Annotated in this window: 17 protein-coding genes; 3 read left to right on the top strand and 14 right to left on the bottom strand. The window is 61.3% G+C overall.

Annotated elements, in window-relative coordinates; genetic code table 11:
• Positions 1-69 precede the first annotated feature (69 nt).
• A complete protein-coding gene (locus LN450_RS01010) occupies positions 70-2,322 on the top strand; it encodes a hypothetical protein (protein WP_011348619.1) in 2,253 nt (750 codons plus the stop codon).
• A gap of 184 nt (positions 2,323-2,506) precedes the next feature.
• On the opposite strand, the gene LN450_RS01005 is transcribed toward LN450_RS01010, so the two are convergent.
• The 12 genes from LN450_RS01005 to LN450_RS00950 all read right to left on the bottom strand — a co-directional run bounded on the left by LN450_RS01005 (position 2,507) and on the right by LN450_RS00950 (position 19,674).
• A complete protein-coding gene (locus tag LN450_RS01005; protein ID WP_011348620.1) occupies positions 2,507-3,442 on the bottom strand; it encodes an NAD-dependent epimerase/dehydratase family protein in 936 nt (311 codons plus the stop codon).
• Positions 3,426-4,466 carry a GDP-mannose 4,6-dehydratase gene (gmd, locus tag LN450_RS01000; protein WP_011348621.1) on the bottom strand — a complete coding sequence of 347 codons (1,041 nt, stop codon included), beginning with the start codon at positions 4,464-4,466 and terminating at the stop codon, positions 3,426-3,428. Before gmd ends, LN450_RS01005 begins: the two co-directional genes overlap by 17 nt.
• A 106-nt stretch (positions 4,467-4,572) precedes the next feature.
• Entirely contained in the window at positions 4,573-7,089 is a 2,517-nt protein-coding gene (locus LN450_RS00995) for a glycosyltransferase family 4 protein (protein WP_011348622.1), read from the bottom strand.
• Entirely contained in the window at positions 7,089-9,236 is a 2,148-nt protein-coding gene (locus LN450_RS00990; protein ID WP_011348623.1) for a methyltransferase domain-containing protein, read from the bottom strand. The genes LN450_RS00995 and LN450_RS00990 overlap by 1 nt, the downstream gene beginning before the upstream one ends.
• Before the next feature lie 52 nt (positions 9,237-9,288).
• Positions 9,289-10,575: an ABC transporter ATP-binding protein gene (locus LN450_RS00985; protein ID WP_011348624.1), complete on the bottom strand. Its 1,287-nt coding sequence runs from the start codon at positions 10,573-10,575 to the stop codon at positions 9,289-9,291.
• A complete protein-coding gene (locus tag LN450_RS00980; protein ID WP_005914761.1) occupies positions 10,572-11,366 on the bottom strand; it encodes an ABC transporter permease in 795 nt (264 codons plus the stop codon). The genes LN450_RS00985 and LN450_RS00980 overlap by 4 nt, the downstream gene beginning before the upstream one ends.
• 82 nt (positions 11,367-11,448) lie before the next feature.
• Positions 11,449-14,568 carry a glycosyltransferase gene (locus LN450_RS23205; protein ID WP_011348625.1) on the bottom strand — a complete coding sequence of 1,040 codons (3,120 nt, stop codon included), beginning with the start codon at positions 14,566-14,568 and terminating at the stop codon, positions 11,449-11,451.
• 372 nt (positions 14,569-14,940) lie between these two features.
• A complete protein-coding gene (locus tag LN450_RS00970; RefSeq protein ID WP_011348627.1) occupies positions 14,941-16,128 on the bottom strand; it encodes a cystathionine gamma-synthase in 1,188 nt (395 codons plus the stop codon).
• A 99-nt stretch (positions 16,129-16,227) separates the two neighbouring features.
• Positions 16,228-17,598 carry a pyridoxal-phosphate dependent enzyme gene (locus LN450_RS00965; RefSeq protein WP_011348628.1) on the bottom strand — a complete coding sequence of 457 codons (1,371 nt, stop codon included), beginning with the start codon at positions 17,596-17,598 and terminating at the stop codon, positions 16,228-16,230.
• Positions 17,599-17,833: 235 nt separating this feature from the next.
• Positions 17,834-18,052 carry an HP1242/YdcH family protein gene (locus tag LN450_RS00960; RefSeq protein WP_003484103.1) on the bottom strand — a complete coding sequence of 73 codons (219 nt, stop codon included), beginning with the start codon at positions 18,050-18,052 and terminating at the stop codon, positions 17,834-17,836.
• 351 nt (positions 18,053-18,403) lie between these two features.
• A complete protein-coding gene (locus LN450_RS00955) occupies positions 18,404-19,294 on the bottom strand; it encodes an OmpA family protein (protein ID WP_011348629.1) in 891 nt (296 codons plus the stop codon).
• A complete protein-coding gene (locus LN450_RS00950; RefSeq protein ID WP_005914753.1) occupies positions 19,291-19,674 on the bottom strand; it encodes a DUF4398 domain-containing protein in 384 nt (127 codons plus the stop codon). Before LN450_RS00950 ends, LN450_RS00955 begins: the two co-directional genes overlap by 4 nt.
• Positions 19,675-19,772: 98 nt before the next feature.
• Between LN450_RS00950 and LN450_RS00945 the strand changes: the two genes are divergently transcribed.
• Complete coding sequence (locus LN450_RS00945) at positions 19,773-20,906, top strand: PilT/PilU family type 4a pilus ATPase (protein ID WP_008576907.1); 1,134 nt, start codon at positions 19,773-19,775, stop codon at positions 20,904-20,906.
• A 397-nt stretch (positions 20,907-21,303) separates the two neighbouring features.
• Here LN450_RS00945 and maiA read toward each other — a convergent pair whose 3' ends face one another.
• Both maiA and LN450_RS00935 read right to left on the bottom strand, forming a co-directional pair.
• On the bottom strand, positions 21,304-21,966 hold the full coding sequence (gene maiA / locus LN450_RS00940) for a maleylacetoacetate isomerase (RefSeq protein ID WP_011348630.1): 663 nt from the start codon (positions 21,964-21,966) through the stop codon (positions 21,304-21,306).
• A 31-nt stretch (positions 21,967-21,997) separates the two neighbouring features.
• Positions 21,998-23,056 carry a fumarylacetoacetate hydrolase family protein gene (locus LN450_RS00935; RefSeq protein WP_170808565.1) on the bottom strand — a complete coding sequence of 353 codons (1,059 nt, stop codon included), beginning with the start codon at positions 23,054-23,056 and terminating at the stop codon, positions 21,998-22,000.
• A 308-nt stretch (positions 23,057-23,364) separates the two neighbouring features.
• Here LN450_RS00935 and LN450_RS00930 point away from each other — a divergent pair, with 308 nt between their 5' ends.
• Positions 23,365-24,753, top strand: coding sequence for a DEAD/DEAH box helicase (locus LN450_RS00930; protein ID WP_008576904.1), 1,389 nt, complete (start codon positions 23,365-23,367; stop codon positions 24,751-24,753).
• Positions 24,754-24,797 lie beyond the last annotated feature (44 nt).

Raw genomic sequence — 24,797 nt, 5'->3', positions numbered from 1 at the left:
CTACCTCCCGCCTGCCTGCCTGCCTGCCTCCCGTTGGCGCGGCGCATCCATTCTTGAATCGTGGATTACATGATTACCCTATTTCCTGCCACGGCGCCGGCCAGTCCCCTGATCAAGGCCGAATGGCTACCCCTGCTGTTAGGTGCCGTTATGTCCGTCGTGGCGGGCAGCCTCCTGCTGGTCGGCTGGCCGGCTGGCCTCTTGTCCTTGCTGGATTACCCATTCTCGTATAAGGGCGACGCCTTGAGCAGCCTCTGGCTGACGCAGCGAGCGATGGAAGGATGGATTTTTGAGAACGACCGCAGCGGATTCCCATTCGGCTCCTCCTTCCTGGATTATCCTGGAGCAGATTCCGGCAGCTTTCTGTTCCTGAAGCTCGCCGGCATGCTGACCGGCAGCAGTGCCGCCGCAATCAATCTGTTCTTCCTGCTGGGTTTTGCCGCGAACTTTCTGACGGCATATTGGGTAATGCGCTGGCTGCGCGTCGGTCGTTTGCTGTCCTTTACCACTGCCATACTCTTTACGTTGGCACCGTTCCATTTCCTGCGGTTGCAGCACATCTTCTACACCTGGTATTTCGGCGTCCCGATCTACTTCATGCTTGCGATTCGAATTGTGCGCGCCGATGTATCGCTGGATTTCTGGAGCGCGCGGCCCGCACGTAAGATCACGCTTGCCGCGCTGTACCTGATCCTGAGCTGTTTCGGCGTTTACTACACGGCATTCGGTCTGATCCTGATTGGAACGGCTTGCCTCATGGCGCTGTTCCAGAAGAACTGGACGTCCATCAGCCGCCTCGCAGCACCCGTCATTTTCTTCCTCGCGCTCGGTACGCTGGCAAATGTCGCACCCAATGTGATCAACGATCAGATCAACGGTCACAACCCGGAAGTCGCTGCTCGCGCGCCAGCAGAGTCCGAGATCTACGGCGTGAAGTTGATGCAGTTGATCCTACCGCGCCCCGACCACAGGCTACCCAAGCTGGCCAATGTCACGGCCCGGTACATGGCCAGCACACCGTTGATCAACGAGAACACGACCGCCTCCCTGGGCCTGATCGGTTCCATCGGCCTTGCCATCCTGGCGCTGGTCACGTTCGCGCGCCTGGCCGAGCAGCGCAATGAAGAACGCATTGCCCTGTTGGCGATTCTCTCCGGCGTCCTTCTGGCATTCATGACCATCGGCGGACTTGGCTCACTCTTCGCGCACCTTGTATCGCCCTCCATCCGCGGCTGGAATCGGGCCAGCATCTTCATCACATTTAGCACGCTGGCTGCGGTGGCCATTGCAGTGCAGATGTTATCCGACAAGGTGGGGCGTCGACACCACATGACCATTGCCTCGATCGCTGCGGCCAGCATGCTGGTCATCGGCATCTGGGATCAGACCTCAGCTGTGTGCGGCCAGTGTCAGTCCAGCGCGCGCACTGCGTACGAGCAGGACAAGCGTTTCATCCGCAGCATTGAAGCTGCCCTCCCTTTCGGTGCAGCAGTTTACCAGTTGCCCTACATGCCCTTTCCGGAAGTGCCGCCTAAGAATGCCTTGCACACATATGACCTTGCGGTGGGATTCGTCCACTCGCAGCACTTAAAGTGGAGCTACGCAGGCATGAAAGGCCGTGAGGGCGACCTGTTCTACCGGAATCTGGAAACCCAACCCGCCGCAGCGCAGCTCCAGGCAATCGGTCGCTTCGGCTTCGACGCTATCTATATCGACAAGCGCGGTTATGCCGACCAGGGAGCGCAAGTCATTGCTGAATGGACACAGGCCATTGGCGCGCCGCCAGCAATGACTCGCGAAGATGGAGCGGTTGTGGTCTTTCGTCTCCCAGGGGGGGCGAAGCCTGCAAGCATCGAAGCTGCCAAAGAGGCGGCGTTCGCCGAGCCTGCCGTAGATACCAGCATAACCCTCCCCTCGCTGCGCAGCCTACTGACACAAGGCTGGTCGTCAGATGAGGCATGGGGCGTCTGGTCCGCAGGTACAAGCTCATCGCTGAGCTATCGTGTCACCCCGACAACAGTCGGCAGAACAACAGTAATTTTGCGTGGTAACCCGTTTCTGGCTGGCCGCCATCAAGCGCTTCGCATCCGTGCCTCGGTCAACGGCGTTCAAGCGCTCGACACCCTAGTCACTCCAGCACAAGCCCTGCCGCTGGCACTACGGATTCCCGTCACAAGCCGCCAGCCGGGTGAAGTGGTGCATATCGTCCTGAACTACGAAACACCGGTCTCTCCCGCTAAGATCGGCATATCCGCAGACCAACGGCTGCTTGCCTTCGGGCTGACAAGTCTTGAAATCTGCAAGGCCGATTGCGACAGATAAGCTGCCGTGGCCGCACGATCGCCAGTGTCGCCTGCCACTTTCAGCTGGCGCAGCTCCTCGCGGCCGGCGGTTCATCAGTGCTTACCATAACGCCGAACCAATTCGCAAGGCGGGGCTTCGGCTGAATTTTCCAGCCGAAGCTCGATTGCCTTCAATTCCCTTGGATTGTTCTAACTGCCCAGTCCTAGTGCTGGCAGCTAGCTTCGAGCATCCAGCGCAGCGTGTCCTCTAACGCAAGACTCTGCCAATCGCCGATCAGCTCCTGCAATCTGGCATTGCTGCCAAGCAACTTCTTGACTTCATTCTCTCGAACGAATGCAGGGTTCACCTGGACGTCAATGTCGTGGCCAGTGATTTTCGAGCAGATCCCGATGATGTCCCCCAGCGAACTGGCGACACCCGAACACACATTGACGATCTGCCCTTCGGCCGCCGGTGCCTGCAGGAGCTTCCGGTAAGCCAGCACGACCGATCTGACATCGCCGAAATCGCGCCACACTTCGGTGTTGCCCAACTCGATGGAAGAGGCATGAGATGCGAAATGGGAAACGATCTTGGGAATCAGGAAATTGGTCGCCTGACCGACCCCGGTATAGTTAAAAGGGCGGGCAATCACCAGGGATAGCCGCTCGCGCCACAAGCTGGCGACATATTCCATGGCGAGCTTGCTCACCGCGTAGTCGTTCGCGGGCGCGGGTGTGACCGCCTCGTCGATCACGCCCTCAGTTGCATTGCCGTAGACATTGGCACTGCTGGCGATCAGCACCCTTTCCGGACGGTGGCGGCTTGCGGCCAACGCCTGCAAGAGGTTCCGGGTGCCGAGCAGATTGACACGATAAAAATCGTCAGCATCCCCGTGACCGACAAAGGCCACTGCCGCTAGATGTACAACGTAGTCGGCTTGGGCATGCGCAACGATGCGAGCGACGTCGGCAGCGTCGCGCAGATCCATCGGCCAGAACTCGTCGGTACCAGCCGTGCCGGTACCATCCGAACGCGTTCCGACGCCGATGACCGTGCAGCCCTGTTCCTTGAGCTGCTGGGCCATGTAGCGCCCGGTGAACCCGGACGCTCCGCTTATCAGAACCCGCTTACCCGTCAGGTCAGAATGAGAAGCCACGCTCGTTCCTCTTCAGATCAGCCTCGACCATCATCTGGCACAGCTGCTCCAGCGTGGTTTCAGGCTTCCAGCCGAGGATACGGGCCGCCTTTTCGGGATCGCCGATCAGCAGCTCCACTTCTGCAGGGCGGTGGAACTTCGAGTTGATGCGCATGACCACCTTGCCGGTGGCAATGTCCACCGCAGTCTCTTCAGCGTCCTCTCCACGGAACTCGACGTCGATGCCTGCGCCCTTAAACGCCATGCCGACAAAATCGCGCACGGTTTCGGTGCGATTTGTCGCGAGCACGAAAGTGTCCGGCTCCTCGGCTTGCAGCATCCGCCACATACCTTCCACATACTCGCGCGCAAAGCCCCAGTCACGCTTGGCGTCCAGGTTTCCCAACTCCATGCAGTCCAGCAGCCCGAGCTTGATCTTAGCCACCGAGTCGGTGATCTTGCGGGTAACGAATTCCCGGCCGCGCAGTGGACTTTCGTGGTTGAACAGAATTCCGCTGGATCCGAAGATATCGTAGCTCTCGCGATAATTCACCGTAATCCAGTGGGCATACAGCTTAGCAACGCCGTATGGGCTACGTGGCCAAAACGGCGTGTCTTCCTTTTGAGGGACTGCCTGGACCTTACCGAACATCTCCGAAGTCGATGCCTGGTAGAACCGGATCTTCGGGTTCACCAGACGAATCGCCTCAAGCAGGTGCAGTGCGCCGATACCGGTAATCTGCGCTGTCGTTGTCGGCTGATCGAAACTGACTCCGACGAAGCTCTGGGCAGCGAGATTGTAGATCTCGTCGGGCTGGATCTTCTGGACCATCGCGATCGTCGTCCCCAGATCCGTGAGGTCATACTCCACCAACTCCAGATTCGGATGTTTCGCGACGCCAACCTCCTCGAGGCGCCAGAAGTTGACGGAACTGGTCCGTCGATATGTGCCATACACCTTGTAACCCTTGCCAAGCAACAGCTCGGTCAGGTAAGCACCGTCCTGTCCGGTGATACCGGTAATGATTGCAATCTTGTTAGTCATCTACATTCTCTTCGGATATTTGTGAAAGCAACCCCGCTCTAGATCACGCCCATGAGCGCCCCGAGCATCGCCGTGCAGGAAGCGCGCCATCATAACTTGCCTGACCTCAATTGGCCTCCTGGCTCGGATATACCAGACTGGCGGCCGGCTTCAGAAGTGCGGCGGCAAGCTGATCGGCGCTCTGCGCCCAGGTCAACCAGGACAGCTCGTCAGTCCGCGGATGCGCGTTCTGTGTATGCAGTTCGAGCCATTTTTCGATGGCGCTCGCTATCTCCACCGGCGTGTGCCCTGCGAAGTAAGTTGCATGCTCGCCAGCAACCTCGCGGAACACCGGGATATCGCGGGCCAGAATTGGCAGTCGTCGCTGTCCCGCCTCGATCAGTGGCAAGCCAAAACCTTCGCCCTCAGAGGCGGCGATGAGGCAGGTGCAGGCTTGGTAGAGCTTTTCCAAGAGCTCGTCGCTGGCGGAGCTGAGCCAAAACAGATTGCGATGAAGCTGGGGATGCGTTTCCAACTTTTCGCAAAGCTCGTCCACCATCCAGCCTTTCTTGCCGACGATCACCAAGGCGATATCCTGCCCTGCAGACCATAGATACTCGAATGCGGCCAACACGCCGGCATACCCCTTGCGGGGTTCGAGCGTGCCCACCATCAAGAAACTCCTCACCTGCTTCAGGCGAGAGAGAAGCGCGTCGGCATGATCCGGCATGCCCCGACTGGGAGCGCTTCCTTCAAGATCAGCACCAAGGTGGAACCATGCGACGTCCGGCTGCTTGCCGATTCCATTTTCCAGCATCCATCCAGTCACATCATCTGCAACGGCCTGGGAAATACAGATCAACCGATCCGATACGGAAACGATACCTCGCAGCCAGCGCTCGTGGTGCTGCCCGCCGGGCCCGGGCCACCATTGTGGATTCCGCACAGGAAGGATGTCATAGACCACGAAATTGATCACTACCCCTGCAACATGAAAGTAATCGAACCAATCGGAGGCCAGATCAACAGCGTGTCCCACCAGATCCAGGCCGACGAAGACGTCGCCCGCGTGACACACCAGTGCCGCATCCTCACCGAAATCCTGACCTAGAAGGTGGCCGGCGTAGGCATTGGCGCACACATAGCGACGTGACTCGCGATCCAACCTGACGAGCTGGATGCGGTAGCCATGCGGCGGCCGGCGCAGCCACTCATTCGAGATAGCGCGCGTCACGCGCTGGATACCCGTCCCACGATCGTGCGCGGCCAGCTCGGTAACGTCGAGCATGAGCATGCGCTCCTCTGGCGCTATGCTGCGGTCCAACGCATCTGCTGCTGCAACCACTGCGAGCGTTTGCGTACTTTTCCGGCCAAGTGCGGCCATGGCTATATTGAGTGCCTGACCAGCATCGGTGCGCGGCAAGGATCGCAGATGCACGCTCTCGCAAGCGTCGAGAAACGCTGTTGCGCTTCTCTCCCAAGAGAACGCAGTAGCCCGATGCTCCGAAAAAGCGCGAGCTTCCGCTACGGCTGCATCATCCTCAAGCATCCAGCGGATCCGCTCGGACATCTCGGCAGTGTCATACGGATCAAACAGCATGGCCGGCTCCGTGGCAATCTCCGGAATACTTGAAGCGTTGGCTGCAATGACCGCTGCACCACATGCCATTGCTTCCAATACCGGCAAACCAAATCCCTCGTGCCAGGACGGAAACACGAAGAAGCGGCATTCGTTATACAGCGCAACCAGCTCTTCGTCTGAAACATAACCGGTAAAGATGATCTCGTCCGCTCGCAGCCCCCGCTCCAATGCGACGCGATTGAGATCGTCCACCAACGACGCAGGCATGCGTCCGGCCATGACCAGACGGGCAATCTTGCGCGTTGCCACGGGGAGTGCCGCATATGCATCGATCAAGCGGTTCAGATTCTTGCGCCGATCCGCTCCACCGGTATAGAGAAAGAATTCGCCTTCGATCCCGAACTTGGCGCGGACCAAGCGACGCGCCGGATGCTGGATTTCCAACTGTGAGAAGACAGCATCGCATCCTGCAGAGATGTTGAAGACCTTATCGCTGCCAAATTTCCCAACCCGGCGCGCCTCGTCAGCTGAACTTTCCGATATCGCTAAGACAGCATCCGCCCGCTGCAAAAAAGAAAATTTCTCCGCGTAAGCTTTGGCATAGACTGGGTCGTGATTGAGATAAACCTCTGGGTTCATCATCGGAATCAAGTCATACATCGTCACCACGGTCGGGATCTGGAAGACACGACCAATGCTGGTCAATGCGTTGTCGCCGTAACCTTCAAACAGACTGGATACATGCACGATATCGGGCTTCAATGAAGCCAGCGTTGCCTCCCGCACGATCTCGGCATGACTGCACCGCGTGCTATTTCCAGTATCGCAGGCATGCACGGGAAGAGGCACATGCCATACATGGATATTGCTCTGCGGAATGAGCCCCTTAAATGCAGTCCGAATATCCTTCACTGCCTCCGGAAATGCACCGTTCAATGCGAGATGGATATCGTGCCCCCGTGCATCGCGGGCTACTGTAAGCGCTAACGCCAGGCTATAGCGCCCGATACCCCGGAAACGACTCTCCGACTGTGCTCCCTGAAGATCCATCACGATGCGCATTAAGCAGACTCCCCATTGCGTATGGCCAACATGCGCTCATAGATCTGATGACCACGGGCAGACAGCCTCGCTGCCGCGACCGGCTCGGCAAGCACGGTGACATCCACAACCTGGTCGGGGCGCGGCCGATCCTCCATCACTGGCTGAATCACGCGATCAATCCCCATATCCGCCGCGACGGCGCCCCTGATCCTGGCATGGACAGAAGGCGCCATACGTAACCAGTTGTTTAGCGCACGGGCAAGCGCCGGGCGCTTGAGAACTCGGCGAACCAGAGCAAGTAGGATCCGCTTCAGCGATGCGCGAGGCGACCTCACCAAACGCGCCATCCCTCTTAAAGGGCGCGTCAGACGCCATGACGCGCTAGTCTGGATATCGTGCAGGTTTTGCTCGGCAGTGCTGGCACGCAGGCACCAGTGGTGGGCGTTTTGAAGTGAAGAATCGAGCTGCATGCGGAGTTCATCCAGCTGCTCACGGACGACCGTGAAGCTGGCACCTGAAGTTTCCAATCTCCGGCGGAGGTCATGGATGTTCGAGGTGCCCGACAGCTGCAGATGATGCAACTCGCCGATAGTGTCTTTCAGCCCATTGATCTCGCTGTTCAGCTTGTCGATGGCCTCTTCGCGCTCATTTGCGCGCAGATACCAGTGATGCGCGTTACTCAGCGACTCATTGAGCTTGGTCTGGACTTCGGCCGAGCGTGCTTCGGCCGCCCGGATGGCCTGCTCATAGATGAGAAGTGCACGCTCCTGCTTTCGCAACAGCCATACCCAGCCGGCTCCCTCTGCCTCCCCATCTTCTTGGCCGATCGCCTCCCTCAAAGCGCGAAACGTCCATTCCCCACTTGGGCGATTGAATATCGTATAGAACGCGACCCGGTAGCGAGCCGGCAGCATGGAGATATCGAGGAGCGGGCGGCGAACGGGCAAAGGCGGTGCGATCTGCCCCTGCACCAATTCCCGCAGCGTTATCAAAAGCGAAAGAAGCAGATCATCAGGCCAGACGCAATCAACTGCGCTAGTCGAGACGGCACCATAGTCGATAAAGGTGGCAGTGCCATTATCGTTGACAAGCAGGTTCCAACAGCGCAGATCGTTGTGGTAAAGCCCGACCGCCTCCAGCGCAACAAGTTGCGCAATGATGGAATCGGCTATCTCCTCGTAGGAATACGGGGCCTTGTCTTGGATCATCTCCGAAAGCAGGCGCCCTGGCAGCTGCTCTCGCAGAATCCATACATCGCGACTGTCCTCCAGGTTGTGCATCAGAGCCGGAACAGCCACCCCAGGAGGCGGATCACGCAAGAAGCTCACTTCGTTCTCGTACTCTGCGAGGTTGATCTTCTTCCTCGACGTCTCAACCAATGACATCTGCTTGAGAATCACGCCATCGGCAAAGTAGTAGCGTCGCGTCCCTGCGTGACTGTTCATCGCATGGGCGTGTGATTCCGTGCGCCACGAGAGAAATTCGCGGAAGTCATTACCAAGCAGCCAGTAACGGCTGCTTGCGAAATACAAGGGCCTGGCGATACCTGACAGATGCGTTCCCTGATGAGCCAGCACTCGGAGAAACGCATAGCGCTGCAGCAATTGCGCGGGATCACCCGGCTGCGATGCACCCCAATACAGCGGCTCTTCCCGCACAGCAAGCTCGTATATGCCAACTGCGATGCAGGCGTCGATCTGCCCAATCAACCCGACAATAGGCTCCAGGCCATGCTCATGAATCAGGTGATGAAAGACGCTCAGCCCGAGGACGAGATCATATCTGCCAACCTCCAGCCCCCCGACGATGTCCTCGATCCGGGCACATTCGAAGGTGGCGGCCACGAAGCCCTGCTCTTCCGCCAGCGCCCGGCAGACCGCTACATTGCGATCAAGAAAATCCGCACCATGGACGATGGCCCCCCGCGCCGCCAGGTTGAGGGAGAAATAGCCTTGCGCGCATCCAAGATCGAGCACCCGAATCGGACGCCCCAATGCCATCCGCAGGTGGTCGACCACATCGAGGATGACCTTCAGGCGGTCCTCGCAACCACGGGAGCTACCGTCGGAAATTTCTGGATGGCCAAAAATGGGCTGATACTTTTCGGGTAACGCAGCAACGAGATCGGCGATAGAACTGTTGCCCGGGGAAACGGAATGCGTCATCAATAGAAACCTGGAATTAGCGGCACGCCGGCGGCGCGGACACGGACGGCAATCAAGAAACGTCGGCGGAAAATTCGGCATTCAAGTCAACGATGCCCCAGAACTGCATGGGACGGCTGACATCCAGCAAGATGGAATCATAGCGCCTGTCCAGGGGCACCAACTCGCCGAGCGGATCGCCGCTCGACACCCCCAACGACACCATGTAATGCCCCTCATTGACGCTCAGCGGCAATGCGAAATGGCAGGTAATCACATCGCCTGCGCGTGGGGAAAGCATCTTCCGCCCGTCGCTCGCCAAAAATGAATTTGTCCCATAGAGGAACAGCCCTTCGAGCGTCTTCAACAACAGACCTGGGACCACGTTGTCAAAGTCACGCTCGAAAAAGATCTTCATGTGGAATTTCGTGACCGCACCGCTGTCGATACGCGCGGGAAAACGCTCGCCACTACTGGTCACCGCATAGTCGACGATCTTCGCTCCGCCCTGACCCCAACGATGCTCGTTGCGGTTATACAAAGGGCGAGTGTGGAATACGTCATCGATGCTTTCGCCTGGGATCGCTTTGATCGGAACGTCCGCACGCGCAGAATCAGGACTGCTCTTTCGCCCAAAAAGCTCGTCCAGATAAAGATTGGAAACTTCACGCGCCGGGCCGTCGGCATAGACGCCGCCATCTTTGATGAATAGCACGCGCTCGCAGTGCTTGACGATGTCACCCACTGCATGACTCACCAGGATCAATGTGGTTCCCAGCTCCTTGAATTCCTGGACGCGCTTGAAGCACTTCGCCTGAAAATAGGCGTCTCCCACAGAAAGCGCCTCATCGACGATCAACACGTCGGGGCGGAACGCCGTCGCTACGGCGAATGCCACCCGCACCTGCATTCCGCTGGAGTAGGTCCGCACTGGCGTATCGAAGTATTCTCCAACCTCGGCGAACCGCTCGATGCCGGGCATGGCCGCATCGATTTGCTGTTGAGAGTACCCCATCAAACCTGCTGAATGGTACGCATTCTGCCTGCCTGTCAGGTCCGGGTTGAATCCCATGCCCAGCTCCAGGATCGCCGCGATTCGCCCCGACCGGGCAATGACGCCTTCAGTAGGCTGCACGGTTCCGGTGATCAGTTTCAGCAGCGTACTTTTACCCGCACCGTTGCGCCCCACTACGCCAACGGATTCGCCGGTCTTGATCGAAAACGACACATTGCGCAGGATCCAATGTTCCTCGCGCGCCTGCACTGGAGCACCGAACCAACTGGCCGCCCGCAACCATTGACTGCTCCAGACCCGATAGGCCTTGCCAACGTCCTCAACACGCATTACGACATCGCTCATAGCGCATCCACCATTTCTTGACTGGCACGTCGGAACACCACTAACGACATCAGGCCCAGTATCGCAGTGGCCGCACATAGCGGCATCAATGAGCGCCAATCCGGTGTTGTGCCGTAAAGCAGTACCTGCTGATAAGCCGTCACCAGCGGAAACAGGGGGTTGAGTTTAAAGACCTTGGCGACGTCCTCGGGAAGAATGCTGATGTTGTAGACAATGGGCGTCAGCCAGAAAAGCGCCTGAAGCACCACTGGCACGACTTGGGCGATGTCGCGCATGAATACATTGAACACCCCTAGCAACAAGCCCAACGACATCGCGAAGGTCAATGTCAGCACCAGCAGGAACGGCAACCAAAGGACCTGCAACCCCGGATAATGACCAAGCACCGCAAACACGATGAAGATGGCGAGCAGCAGCAGAAGGTTGTTAACCAGCATTGCTCCTGCGGCAATGAAGGGAAGGCATATCCTTGGGAATGCCATTTTCTTCATCAGGTTTCCGTTTTCCACGAATAGCGAGACACATTTATTGATAGTCTCGTTAAACAGGCTCCAGCATAGTGTTCCAGACATCAAGTACAGCGCATAGGCATATTTATTGTCGATTCCAGGCAGCTTCGCCGCGAGAACCTCGGAGAGGATCGTTGCGAAGATCAGTACCTGCATCAGCGGATGGATGATCATCCACAACGCACCAAGCTTGCTTTGGATAAAGCGCATCCTCAATTCGTTCTTGATCGAAGAGAAGATGAAGTATCGGTATACCCATAGGGGGCGCAGCAGGTCTTTCATGAGATTAAGCTTACCGAAGAGAGCGGGATCAGAATTGTCACGATCGCGGAAACCGAAAGAGAGAGGCCGAAAAGAATGACTGTCACGAGCAGACTACCTCTGCAGGCCGCGGCGAGAAAATCGAAGGATCAGCATGCCGCTGCCACAGCAGTGCACGGACGATGCTCCATACACGCAACGCAGATTGCTGGATCTCCACGTTGTCCCCAAGGGTGGGGAGGATCGCCGTGTTCGCACTGACGCCCTGGCTCTTGAGCAGATTGAGATCGGCAAACCCCTCGACCAGGACGCGATCGCATCGCCTGAGTGCACGAATCAGCGCAGGCTCCCAAGGATCGGATGCGGCAACTCGACGCAACAGCACAACGACAATCCGACCACGATCGAGTTGATCCTCCAACAGGCCAGCGAACCAATGACCATGATGCAGGATGTGAGGACAATCGATTACCACCGCATTGGTCAGCTGATGGCCGATGACAGGAAGGGAGCGGGTTGGGCAATGGCGCGGTTCAGACAGGGAAACCAGGCCTGCCGGCATCGTCGCGCCTGAATATATGATCGATGCGTCGATCTCAAATAGCGTTAACTCGCCAGCCAGGCCACTGAGCTCAGCGAAAACGCCACCCGAGCTCTGAGCTGGCGAGGAGGGCGCAATCCACGCGATGAGAGGCGTGGCAGTGCGAATCGGCCGAGCCCACAGGTCGCGAACAAACGCCAGGAGCCGCTGCGCCACATCCGCCCATTTGAAGTGGCCCTGCAGGAGCTGTCGACCACGACGGGTCCGCTCGTTGCGCTGCTCGGCGGGGAGACGGTGCACTTCGCGCAAAAGTCGGCTTAGCCCTGTCCGGGAGGGTTCAGCCCAGACCGAGTGAGGGAGCCCAAATACCGTCTCAGCAGGCGCGAATGTGTAATCAATCAACCAGGCGGTCTGGTCGTTGCAGAAATCGCATTGACCACCCCACGCAGTGGTGATGACAGCAAGACCAGACAACATCGCCTCTGCCAATGGCAGCCCAAAGCCCTCGGCCCGGCTTGGCGCAACCATCACGTCGCACTGCGAGTAAAGACGTTTCAAGCTGGCACTGTCGAGATCTTCCTCGATCAGAATCACATGAGGAAAGTCGGCCCGGGCGCGTCGTACGCCATGCAGCAAACGACGAACTTCGTTCTGAGGGTTGGCGAAGGTCTTGATGATCAGCGATACGTCGTCGCGATCGCTGAAGGCATCGCCGTAGGACTGCAACAGGACGTCCACACCCTTGCGAGGAAGGCAGGAAGACACATGGAGAAAACTGAAACCACGTTGCTGCAACGAAGTACCCTCTGCCGCAGCAATTGATTCCCAGTGATCCACCCCGGCGCCACAAACGCCGAGTGGGATCGCGACCCCACTGTCCACCAATGCCTTGACCACATGTGTGGAAAGCGCGGAAATGCCTTGGACGAACTCGTTGAAATCGGCAACCCAAGCCTCGGGCACGGCCGATTCTTCCCAGGCATAGGCATGCAGCAGGTTGAAGCGGGAGTCCATGTCGGCAACGCGAGGCGGATACAGCAGCCTGCTGCACACGTCGGCCGCAACCGGCGCGCTTCCAGATGCGCGCGAATGAAGCCGCGCAATCTGCTGATCGGAAGCGAGGAATTCTGGATCGGCGTCGAAGTCTCCCGAGCCATCGGTCGAATGCAAGAGCACATTCAGCCCCTGCGCATCAAGCGCACGCGCCAGTTCACGATTTACCAGGGCGAGGCTATAACTGCTGTCAAACGGCCCTTCCACACGCCACGAGGGGAACTGGGGGAGCGGATGTTGCCTTCGCAACACGTCGCGCAGCAGATCTTCATTTGCATCCATGGCGACGGCCACTTGCACCAGGTCCGTATCCGCAACTGGCACGCGGCTGCCGCATGCGTGCGCCAAGTCCGTGACGAGCGCAGCACGCTTTTTCTGCAACGCCTCGCTCGTCTCTCGCCAGCCCCACTTAGCGGCCGGATGTAACTGGCCGTAGGCCTCGAACGCATCTAGCGCGCGCGACGCACTGCCTGCCCATGAGAATGCACGGGCGCGTTGTGGCCCATGGTGGCGGAGGCTGCGCGCAAAGTCCGTGTCTTCCAGAACGCGCCGCATCGCTCCAGCGATAGCTGCAGGATCGGTCGGATCGAACAAGGCATCGTCGCGCCCGATCACCTCCGGAATGCTACTTGCGCGTGCACCAATCACGGCGGTTCCACAGGCCATCGCCTCGAGCAACGGTAGGCCGAATCCTTCCTGCAAAGAAGGCAGGACGAACAGCTCAGCACCGCAATACAGTTCGACCAGCGACTGATCAGTCACGTGTCCCGTACAGACGATCCGGTCCGGCGACAACTTCAATCGACGCGCAACTAGCGCAAGCCGCGCGCGCTCCAACTCGTCCAGGTGGCCGGTGACCACCAGCTGATAACGTTCCTGCTTCTCTTTACCCAGCAGCGCATAGGCTGCGACCAAGGCCTCGAGATTCTTGCGAGGATCCATTGCCCCGCTGTACATCACGTACCCGCCGACAATCCCATGCTCGTGCGCAAATCGTCCACGCAGCACGCTATCGACATGGATCGGCCTGAAGATCTGCGAGGCCGCAGACGAGATATTGACCACGCGCTCCGGCGCTACCGACAACCGCTCGATTGCATCGTTCCGAACGTAATCGGAGATCGAGAGCAATACATCGGCCCGCTGCAGCGAGGCGACCTTATCTGCATACCATTCTGCGGCCCATGGGGTGGCAATGTATCGCGGATCATGGAGCGGGATGAGGTCGTACAAGGTTGCAGCAGTGCGTGCCCCCCCCGTTCCACGACCGATGGAGGTCACCGCTCCATCGCTCGCACCCTCGATCACGCTAGTGACGTGGACGATATCCGGCTGCAAGGCCTGCAGGAACGACTCGCGCATATGCTCGGAGGCCGTTCGCCGCCACGCGTTTGCCGGATCGCGCCAATGCACGGGCTGAGCCGTGCGGAACGCCACCACGCGCTCGCGTGGCAACAGAGCAGCAAGCGAATCGATCGCGTCGCTGGCAATATCGCCATTGATGACCAACCAGAACTCATGCGCGCGCGGCTCACGCAGCATCGCCTCAGCCAATGCAAGCGAATAACGCCCGATCCCTCTATGCCTGCTGGCGGTCTGGGCTGCCTGTAGATCGATGGCGATGCGCACGACTCAACGATCCCTGGCGGCCATCGCCCGACGCAGATCTTCGTAGATCCGGGCGGCACGCGCAGTCATGCGTCCTTGCGACGCCAGACCACTCGCCCTTCCATTGATCGCCAGGTGACCGGGCCCCATCAGGCCGCCAAATCCGAAACGTACCCCAAGGCGTTTGATCGCCATGAGTAGGCCCGGTGTCGCTGACAGCGCACGCATCAACCGGCGTTTCAGCGACGGTCGCACAAGGACATAGCGAATTGCCCCAGCCAGGACCGCACGTAGAAACCCGGTGCTCGGCAAAACTCGCGACGTGCGCGCCTTCATTTGGCCACTGCCAAGCCGCGCGATGAGCGCCAGGTTTCCGTTACGTGGATGTGCTGCTTAACGCGCAAGCGCCCACTCCAAATCCCCACGCAAATCCCCCACATCTTCAATCCCCACGCTCAACCGCACCAGCGCATCGCTGATACCAAGCTGGTCACGGCGGGCAACCGGAATGGAGGCGTGGGTCATGACGGCGGGATGGTTGAGCAGGCTTTCCACGCCACCGAGCGATTCGGCCAGGGTGAACAATTCGGTCTTTTCGCAGAAACGCTTGGCTGCGTCGAAGCCGCCCTTGAGGACAATGGAGACGATGCCGCCGAAGCCGGACATCTGGGTTTTCGCGAGCGCATGCTGCGGGTGCGAAGCAAGGCCGGGGTAAATGACCTTTTCGATCGCAGGGTGGGTTTCCAGCCATTGCGCGAGCGCCAGGGCATTCTCGCAATGCGCGCGCATGCGCAGCGGCAGGGTCTTGAGGCCGCGCAGGGCGAGGAAGCTGTCGAACGGGCCCTGGACGCCGCCGATGGAGTTCTGCAGGAACGCCATCTGCTCGGCGAGCTCGGCGTTGTCGCCAACCACCGCGATGCCGCCGACCATGTCCGAGTGGCCGTTGAGATACTTGGTGGCCGAGTGCACGACGATATCCGCACCCAGGCTGAGCGGGCGCTGCAGCATCGGGGAAGCGAACGTGTTGTCGACCACGATCAACAGGCCGTGCTTGCGCGCGATCGCGGCAATGGCAGCGATATCGACCAGCTTGAGCATCGGGTTGGTCGGGGTTTCGATCCACACCATCTTGGTATCGGGGCGGATTGCAGCTTCGAAAACGGCCGGGTCGGTCAGGTCGACGAAGCTGAAATCCAGGCCGGCGGTGCGACGGCGCACGCGCTCGAACAGGCGGAAGGTGCCGCCGTACAGGTCGTCCATCGCCACCACGTGGCTGCCGGCATCCAGCAACTCCATCACCGTCGAGGTGGCAGCCATGCCGGAAGCGAACGCAAATGCGCGCGTACCGCCTTCCAGCGCGGCAACGCAACGCTCGTAGGCGAAGCGCGTGGGGTTGTGGGTGCGCGAATATTCGAAGCCCTGGTGCTCGCCGGGGCTGGACTGCGCATAGGTGGACGTCGCATAGATCGGCGGCATTACCGCGCCGGTGCTCGGATCTGGCGACTGCCCTCCATGGATCGCCAGCGTTGCGAGCGACAGCGCGCGCTCGCCGTCATGGCTATGAGTGGTGCGATTGGACATGGAGGTTCCCGAAAAAGTGGGCGATTGTAACAAGCAGGTCTGAATGGCCCGTGCCGCGCGTCTCATCCGAGCGCGCGGCGGTGCCGGATTACTGCACGATCACTGCACGCGACGGCGCAGGTAGTTGAGCAGGTCGATGCGGGTGATCAAGCCAAGAAATTGCGTGCCGTCCATGACGATGGCGACCTGGCCACGGTCGAACACCGGCAGTAGCGCTTCGATCGGCGACGCGACGTCCAGACGATCCAGCTTGCTGACCATGGCAGTGGAAATCGGGTCGCGAAAACGGGCTTCGTCGCCATAGACATGCAGCAGCACGTCGCTTTCGTCCACGATGCCCACCAGCTCGCCTTCATCGATCACCGGCAACTGCGAGACGTCGTACAGCTTCATGCGCTGGTAGGCGGTGGTCAGCAGATCCTTCGGGCCCACCACCACGGTGTCGCGCTTGTTGTAAGGGCGCAGGATCAGGTCGCGCAGATCGCCATGTTGCGGGCGCTCCAAAAAGCCGTTGTCGAGCATCCAGTAGTCGTTGTACATCTTCGACAGATACTTGTTGCCGGTATCGCAGACGAACACCAGCACGCGCTTGGGCGTGGTCTGCTCGCGGCAATACTTCAGCGCCGCGGCCAGCAGGGTGCCGGTGGACGAGCCGCCGAGGATGCCCTCCTTGGCCAGCAGCTCGCGCGCGGTATGGAAGCTTTCCGCGTCGCTGATGGAATAGGCCTTCTTGACCCGCGAAAAGTCGGAGATATCCGGCAGGAAATCCTCGCCGATGCCTTCGACCAACCAGCTGCCGGACTTTTCGCTGACCGTGCCCTCTTCGATGTATTGGGTCAGGATCGAACCGACCGGGTCGGCCAATACCAGTTCGGTGTGCGACGAGGCGCTGGCGAAGGCGCGCGACAGGCCGGTCATGGTGCCGGAGCTGCCGCAACCGAACACGATGGCGTCCAGTTGGCCGCCCATCTGCGCCAGGATTTCCGGGCCGGTGCCGAATTCGTGCGCGGCCGGGTTGTCCGGGTTGCCGAACTGGTTGATGAAGTAGGCGCCGGGAGTCTCGGCTGCGATCCTGGCAGCCAGGTCCTGGTAGTACTCGGGGTGGCCCTTGGCCACATCCGAGCGCGTCAGCACCACGTTGGCGCCCATGGCCTTGAGATTGAAGATCTTCTCGCGGCTCATCTTGTCCGGCACCACCAGGATCAACTGGTAGCCCTTCTGCTGCGCCACCAGGGCCAAGCCCAGACCGGTGTTGCCGGCGGTACCCTCCACCAGGGTAGCGCCGGGCTTGAGATCGCCGCGCTGCTCGGCCGCTTCGATCATCGACAGACCGATACGGTCCTTGATCGATCCGCCAGGATTATTCGCCTCCAGCTTGAGGAACAGCTCGCAGACGCCGGTGTCCAGGCGCTGGGCCTTGACGATCGGCGTGTTGCCAATCAGTTCGAGTACGGAGGAATGAATCGCCATCGGGATATCGTCGCTGCGCCACGCGGGCTAGACCGGTCATTATCCGACGAACCGCCGGGGAATGCTCATTCAGCATTGAACCGATTGCACAGGCCGATGAACGAACAGGCTCAACCGTTCGCCGATGTGCCCCCGCCAGCAAACGCCGCTCCAACTAAAGACGCGGACGGTGGCAAGCCGACGAGGAGGCCGCCACCGCCCGCGACGGTGAACTTGTTCTAACGGTGGGGAAGGATCAGTGGGTGAGCTGGTCGTACATCCGGGTGAGCTTTTCTTTTGCCTGCAACTTCTCGCGCTTCATCTGGCCCAAGGTCACGTCGTCGATCGGGAGCACCCCGAGTTCGGCATCCATGCATTTCTTGTTCAATAGCTTGTGGCGTTGGTAGAGCTGCTTGAACTGGGGATCGGACTTCATCAATGCGTCGATTTCGGTCTGCGGTTGCCCTTCGAACATGGCGTTACCTCCTTCACTTAAAACAAGAACGCCCCGGCTAGCGAAGGCACGGGGCGCAGCTTGGGAATGGAAGACCAACGCGTTGCAAAGGCCGACACACCGGCGGAACCACCAACAACTGCTCCACCATGTTGTCTCGCTGCGTGCCTCTGCATCACTGGCCCGACCCTCCGTACTTCCCGGGCCGCGGAGTTGCTGCCCGGAGGTACGACCCTACGCCGGTCGCCCAGGGGGTTCAAGACCGAAACGGCCGCATTTGCCGTTCCCTGCCTCAATCAGTGACCGCGGTTCAACCAGGCGTCATGCACGGGTTAAAAGACCTTAACTTCCAATCACTTGCAACAAATGACATCAGGGCGCGACAACGACCTCGGCCGCGCGGGTCTTGCTGGCCGCGCCTTTGGTGCCGGTGACCTGCAGCCGCGAGGCCGACACGCCGCCTGCCACCAACGCATCGCGCAGTGCTTCGGCACGCTTCTTGGCAATGGCTGGATCGGTGTCGAAGCCGACGATGCTGACCCGGCCCTTCTTGCCGATGTTCAGATATTCGGCCAATGCCTTGGCCTGCCCGGCGGCATCCCCGGACAACGCCGCCTTGCCACCGAAGGCGCCACTGCCCAGGGAAAACACTTCGCCGCGGCTGTCGAACTTGGCGGCCGGCAGCTTGGCCCCGGCGACCAGCTCGGCCTCCTCATGCGCCAGTTGCACCGCCTTCTGCTGGGCCGCGTTGAGCTTGGCGGTCTGCTTGCCGGCCACGCTGGTCAACGCCAGCTCGGCGTCCTGGCGGGCGAGCGCTTCCTGTTCGGCGGCCTGGCGTGCCTGCTCGGCGGCCTCGGCCTGGATCTGCGCCTGCACGCGCAGGCGTTCGGCTTCCTGGCGCGCCCGTGCGGCATCGCGGCGGCTGGCTTCGATCAGCAAGTCGTTGCGCGTGCCTTCCAGGCGGTCCAATTCGCGCCGCGCCAGCGCGGTACGGGCGGTGAGTTCGGCGATTTCGACCCGGCGGTCGGCCAGAAACACCAGCTCGTCGCGGTCACGGCGTTTGGCCTCGGCCAGCGCAGCCACGCTTTGCTGCGCCTGCAGCCGCTCAAAGCGCGCCAGATCGTTGGTCTGCGGGTCGTTCTGTAGTGCGGCCAGGCGCCGGTTGAGCGCGTCGGCCTGCGGGTCGTCCTTGGCCGCCATCGCCAGCGGCGGCAACGTGGCCAGGCTCAACACACCGAGATACAGCAGGGGGCGCAGTTTCATCGGCCGCCCTCCCCGGTATTGAGGGTGTTCTGCAACTGCGCCACTTCCTTCCTGCGCTGTTCCAGTTGAGCGGTGACCACCGCTTCTTCGCTGCGGGCCTTGGCCAGGTCGGCGTCGGCGGCGGCGCGCAAGGCGATCTGGGGCACCTGCTTGCGCTGGCGCTTGTCCAGTTGCGCCTGCTGGGCCTGCATCAATTCCTGGCGGGCCAGGTTGACCAGATCCGGGGCGTATTGGTCGGCATCGGCCTGGGTGGCACGTTGCACGGCCTGTTCGGCGGCGGTGAGCTCCGGTGCCACCTGGGCGGCAGCCGGAGAGGAAAGGACCATGAAACAGGCGATGCCATACAGGGATCGCCGCAAGTATGCGAAGCTAGCCGTCATTAGGGGAGCCGTAGCGAGAAGTCTCGAGCACGGCCATTGTCGGAAGCCTGCGGCGGACTTGCAACGAGACGCTGCTGTTTGTTGGGGAACCATTGCGCATGGATATCGGCTACTTCCTGAAGCTGATGACCGAAAAGAATGCCTCGGACATGTTCTTGACCACCGGCGCGCCGGTGTACATCAAGATCGAGGGCAAGCTTTACCCGCTCGGCAATACGGGGTTGCCGCCGGGAATGGTCAAGAAAATCGCCTACTCGTTGATGGACGAAGGCCAGGTGCCGCAGTTCGAACGCGAGCTCGAGCTCAACATGGCCATCGCCCTGCCCGATGCCGGCCGTTTCCGCGTGAACGTGTTCAAGCAGCGCGGCGAGGTGGGCATGGTGATTCGCGCCATTCGCAGCCGGATTCCCAGCATCGAAGAGCTCAACCTGCCGCAGGTGCTCAAGGACGTCATCATGACCCCGCGCGGGCTGGTGCTGGTGGTGGGTTCGACCGGTTCGGGCAAGTCGACCTCGCTGGCGTCGATGATCGACCACCGCAACAGCACCACCACCGGGCACATCCTCACCATCGAGGACCCGATCGAATACCTGCACAAGCACAAGATGTCGATCGTGAACCAGCGCGAGGTGGGCCTGGACACGCACGCCTTTCAGAGCGCGCTGAAGAACGCCATGCGCGAGGCGCCGGACGTGATCCTGATCGGCGAGATCCTGGACGCCGAAACCATGGAGGCGGCGATCGCCTTCGCCGAAACCGGCCACCTGTGCCTGGCCACGCTGCACTCCAACAACGCCGACCAGACCATCGAGCGCATCCTCAATTTCTTCCCTGAAAGCGCGCACAAGAACGTGCTGATGAACCTTGCGCTGAATCTGCGCGCAGTGGTCTCCCAGCGCCTGGTCAAGGGCGTGGACGGGCGCCGCCGCCCCGCCACCGAGGTGTTGCTCAATACCCCGATGATCCGCGACCTGCTACGGCGCGGCCAGGTGCACGAGGTCAAGGCAGCGATGGAAGAGTCGCTGGAAGAAGGCATGCAGACCTTCGACCAATGCCTGTTCCGGATGGTGAAGTCGGGCGAAATCGAGCAGGAAGAAGCACTGCGCGCGGCCGACTCGCGCGACGGCCTGGCGCTGAAGTTCCGTCTCTCCGAGGGCGGCTCCGGCGAGCACGACCCGTATGCGGATTACGAAGCGGCCGCGGCACCGAAGATCAGTCACGGGTTCATCTAATCGGTTTGGCGGCGACGATCGGTGATCTTGCGGCACCGGGGGGCCGCTGGATCCTGGTGGTTAAGAGCGAACTCTGCGACGTGCTCCGCATTCGCGATGCCGATGCAACCGGCGCCCTCATCCGGCGCTGCGCGCCACCTTCTCCCGCTTGCGGATAAGGACGAGATCGGCGCCCCGCTTGCGGCAGGAGGAAAAGGCCGGCGGCCTCCCTCCTGCGGGAGAAGGGAGGGATCGGCGCTCGCACGGTGCTTTCAGGTGCCGGTGCCGAAGCTCTCAAACTTACATTTCGTTGTCGCCTGGCGTGACGCCGACTGCCCGAACCGGGTGATTGCCTGCCCTTTTCCCGTGGCACGGAAGAAGGTCCCGAAGGGCGGATGAGGGCTGTGACAGCCTGCCCTCAGCCCACCGCGTCGGCCTGCATCTCCGGGCGCGCCGCGTCGAAGGCCGGTAACTGCAGGCAGGCCTGCTCGATGCGCCGCAGGGTCGGATACGGCGCCAGATCGACCTCGAACCGGTGCGCGTTGTAGAGCTGCGGGATCAGCACGCAATCGGCCAGGCCCGGTGCATCGCCGTGGCAGAAGCACCCGGTCTGCGCATCGCGCGCCAGCTGCGTTTCCAGTGCCGCAAAGCCCCGCTCCATCCAGTGCCGTGTCCACTGCTGGCGTTGTGCGCCCTCCAGCGCGAACTCGCGCTCCAGCACCTGCATGACGCGCAGGTTGTTGAGCGGGTGCACGTCACAGGCGATGAGCTGCGCCAGTGCGCGCACCCGGGCGCGTTCGGCAGGCGCGCGCGGCAGCAGCGCCGTGGTGCGCGCGAATGCCTCTTCCAGATACTCCAGAATCGCCAGCGACTGCGTGATGACCACATCGCCATGCCGCAACGTCGGCACCAGTTCCTGCGGATTGAGTTGCGCATAGGCCGGCGCGTGCTGCTCGCCCCCATCGCGCACCAGATGCACCGGGCGGGCGATGTAATCCAGCACCTTCAGCCCAAGACCGATGCGCACGCGATACGCCGCGCTGGAGCGCCAGTACGAAAACAGCTCCAGGGCCGCGCTCATACGCGACCGCCTGTCGTCGCTGCGCCGCAGGTCATGGCAGCGGCTGCCGCTCGACGCGCTGTTCGATCGCACCGAAGATGCTGGCGCCACTGGCATCGAACATCTCGATCCGCACCATGTCCCCGAACGCCATGAACGGCATGCTGGGCTTGCCGTCGCGCAGCGTCTCGACCACGCGTTGCTCGGCAAAACACGAGGCGCCCAAGGCGGTGTCCTGGTTGGCGATGGTGCCCGAGCCCACGATGGTGCCGGCCGACAGCGGACGGGTCTTGGCGGCGTGGGCGATCAGTTGGGCGAAGTCGAACTGCATGTCGTTGCCGGCTTCGGGCGCGCCGAACCAGGCGCCGTTGACGTGCGTGACCAGCGGAAGATGCACCTTGTTGTCGCGCCAGGCATCGTCCAGCTCGTCGGGGGTGACGAACACCGGCGACAGCGCCGAACGCGGCTTGGATTGCACGAAACCAAAGCCCTTGGCGAGCTCGGCCGGAATCAGGTTGCGCAGCGAGACATCGTTGACCAGGCCCACCAACTGGATATGCGCGGCCGCCTGCTCGGGCGAGGCGCCCATCGGCACGTCGTCGGTGATGACCACAATCTCCGCCTCCAGGTCGATGCCGTAGTCCTCGCTGATCACCTTGATGGCATCGCGCGGGCCATAGAAGCCGGCGCTGGTGGCCTGGTACATCAGCGGGTCGGTGTAGAAGCTTTCCGGCACTTCGGCATTGCGTGCGCGGCGCACCCGCTCCACATGCGGCAGGTAGGCACTGCCGTCGACGAACTCGTAGGCGCGCGGCAAGGGGGCGGCCAAGGCCTGCACATCCAGATCGAACACGCCGTCGGCGCTGCCATCGTTGAGCGAGGCCGACAAGGCATTCAGGCGCGGCGCCACATTGCTCCAGTCCTCCAGCGCGCGCTGCAGCGTGGGCGCGATGCCGGTGGCGCGCACGGCGGTGCGCAGGTCGCGCGAAACCACGATCAGGCTGCCGTCGCGACCGCCTTCCTTCAGGGAACCTAGCTTCATGACCATCCTGTGCTGTGGCTGATCGGACGATTGTACGGCCTGCCGCACTACTGGTTGCACCTGAAACAACTGACCGTGACCACAACCGCGAAACCGCGATTTTGTGCAGCGCGCCAAACGCGAGTACACTTGCCGGGTCTGCATGCGGCCGTCCGTTTCCCTTAGGGACAGCCGGCGAGGCCAGGATCGATCGATCCGCTCGCCCGCCCCACCCGACGCCTTTCGTGGTGCCGACAAACCCATCGCTCCTTGATCGGGTTGATCCACCATCTCGCAGCGCGGTTCACGGGAACGCTCCGAGCCTCACCTTCTTGCATCTGCAATGCGTTTGCGCTCCGGGCTTGGCTTGGCGGCGACGCTTTACTTGGAGCTTCCTGATGTCTTTTGAATCCCTGGGCCTTGCGCCCTTCCTGCTGCGCGCGTTGGCCGAGCAGGGCTACGAAACCCCCACCCCGATCCAGCAGCAGGCGATCCCGTTGGTGCTGGCCGGTCACGACCTGCTGGCCGGCGCGCAGACCGGCACCGGCAAGACCGCTGCCTTCGGCCTGCCGCTGCTGCAGCACCTTGGCACCGCGCCGCAGACCGTCAACGGCCCGCGCAAGCCGCGCGCGCTGATTCTGACCCCCACCCGCGAACTGGCCACCCAGGTGCACGACAGCCTGCGCGGCTACAGCAAGTACCTGCGCATCCCCAGCGCGGTGATCTATGGCGGCGTGGGCATGGGCAACCAGCTCGATGCGCTGCGTCGTGGCGTGGACCTGCTGATCGCCTGCCCGGGCCGCCTGATCGACCATATCGAACGTCGCAGCGTGGACCTGTCCGGCATCGAAGTGCTGATCCTGGACGAAGCCGATCGCATGCTCGACATGGGCTTCCTGCCGTCGATCAAGCGCATCCTGACCAAGCTGCCGCGCCAGGACCGTCAGACGCTGCTGTTCTCGGCCACCTTCGAAGAGAACATCAAGCAGTTGGCGCTGGAGTTCATGCGCAACCCGATGCAGATCCAGGTCACCCCGAGCAACACCGTGGCCGAGAGCATCACTCACCGCGTGCACCCGGTCGACGGCGCCCGCAAGCGCGATCTGCTGCTGCACCTGCTGGCGCAGGACAGCCGCGAGCAGACCCTGGTGTTCGCGCGCACCAAGCACGGCAGCGACAAGCTGGCGCTGTTCCTGGAGAAGTCCGGCATCAAGACCGCGGCGATCCATGGCAACAAGAGCCAGGGTCAGCGCATGCGCGCGCTGAGCGACTTCAAGGCAGGCCGGGTGACCGTGCTGGTGGCCACCGATATCGCCGCGCGCGGGATCGATATCGACCAGCTGCCGAAGGTCATCAACTACGACCTGCCGATGGTGGCCGAGGACTACGTGCACCGCATCGGCCGCACCGGCCGTAACGGCTCCACCGGCGAGGCGATTTCGCTGGTGGCGCAGGACGAAGCCAAGCTGCTGCGCCAGATCGTGCGCATGCTGGGCCGCGACGTGGAAATCCGCGACGTGCCGGGCTACGAGCCGCAGACCCCGATCCGTTGGGGCAACAGCGCGCCGGGTCGCGCCGAGCAGCCGGGTGGCGAGCGCGCGCCGCGCAAGAGCCACGCCCGTCGTCCACATGGCGATGCACCGCGTCAGGCGCATGCGCATGCCGGCCCGAAGAAGCCGGGTGGCCAGCGCAGCGGCGGGCCGCGTCAGGCCAACGCTGGCGCGGGCGCAGGCCGTCGCGATGGTGGACGTGGCGGCAATGGCCGTCCGGCCAACCGCGGCGCCTGAGCGCTGGGCATGCGCTAAGAACAAGGGCCGCGATGCGGCCCTTG

The sequence above is a fragment of the Xanthomonas euvesicatoria pv. euvesicatoria genome, from assembly GCF_020880415.1.
In the GTDB taxonomy this organism is placed as follows: Bacteria; Pseudomonadota; Gammaproteobacteria; order Xanthomonadales; family Xanthomonadaceae; genus Xanthomonas; species Xanthomonas euvesicatoria.
This window is presented reverse-complemented; position numbering and strand designations above follow the sequence as displayed.

Coding starts and splice junctions, on each gene's coding strand:
- LN450_RS00960 (WP_003484103.1), bottom strand. CDS start 18,052: ATGTTCGAAGGGCAACCGCAGACCGAAATCGACGCATTGATGAAGTCC.
- gmd (WP_011348621.1), bottom strand. CDS start 4,466: ATGACTAACAAGATTGCAATCATTACCGGTATCACCGGACAGGACGGT.
- LN450_RS01010 (WP_011348619.1), top strand. CDS start 70: ATGATTACCCTATTTCCTGCCACGGCGCCGGCCAGTCCCCTGATCAAG.
- LN450_RS00985 (WP_011348624.1), bottom strand. CDS start 10,575: ATGAGCGATGTCGTAATGCGTGTTGAGGACGTTGGCAAGGCCTATCGG.
- LN450_RS00945 (WP_008576907.1), top strand. CDS start 19,773: ATGGATATCGGCTACTTCCTGAAGCTGATGACCGAAAAGAATGCCTCG.
- LN450_RS00990 (WP_011348623.1), bottom strand. CDS start 9,236: ATGACGCATTCCGTTTCCCCGGGCAACAGTTCTATCGCCGATCTCGTT.
- LN450_RS00995 (WP_011348622.1), bottom strand. CDS start 7,089: ATGCGCATCGTGATGGATCTTCAGGGAGCACAGTCGGAGAGTCGTTTC.
- LN450_RS00930 (WP_008576904.1), top strand. CDS start 23,365: ATGTCTTTTGAATCCCTGGGCCTTGCGCCCTTCCTGCTGCGCGCGTTG.
- LN450_RS00965 (WP_011348628.1), bottom strand. CDS start 17,598: ATGGCGATTCATTCCTCCGTACTCGAACTGATTGGCAACACGCCGATC.
- maiA (WP_011348630.1), bottom strand. CDS start 21,966: ATGAGCGCGGCCCTGGAGCTGTTTTCGTACTGGCGCTCCAGCGCGGCG.
- LN450_RS00980 (WP_005914761.1), bottom strand. CDS start 11,366: ATGAAAGACCTGCTGCGCCCCCTATGGGTATACCGATACTTCATCTTC.
- LN450_RS00970 (WP_011348627.1), bottom strand. CDS start 16,128: ATGTCCAATCGCACCACTCATAGCCATGACGGCGAGCGCGCGCTGTCG.
- LN450_RS00950 (WP_005914753.1), bottom strand. CDS start 19,674: ATGACGGCTAGCTTCGCATACTTGCGGCGATCCCTGTATGGCATCGCC.
- LN450_RS00955 (WP_011348629.1), bottom strand. CDS start 19,294: ATGAAACTGCGCCCCCTGCTGTATCTCGGTGTGTTGAGCCTGGCCACG.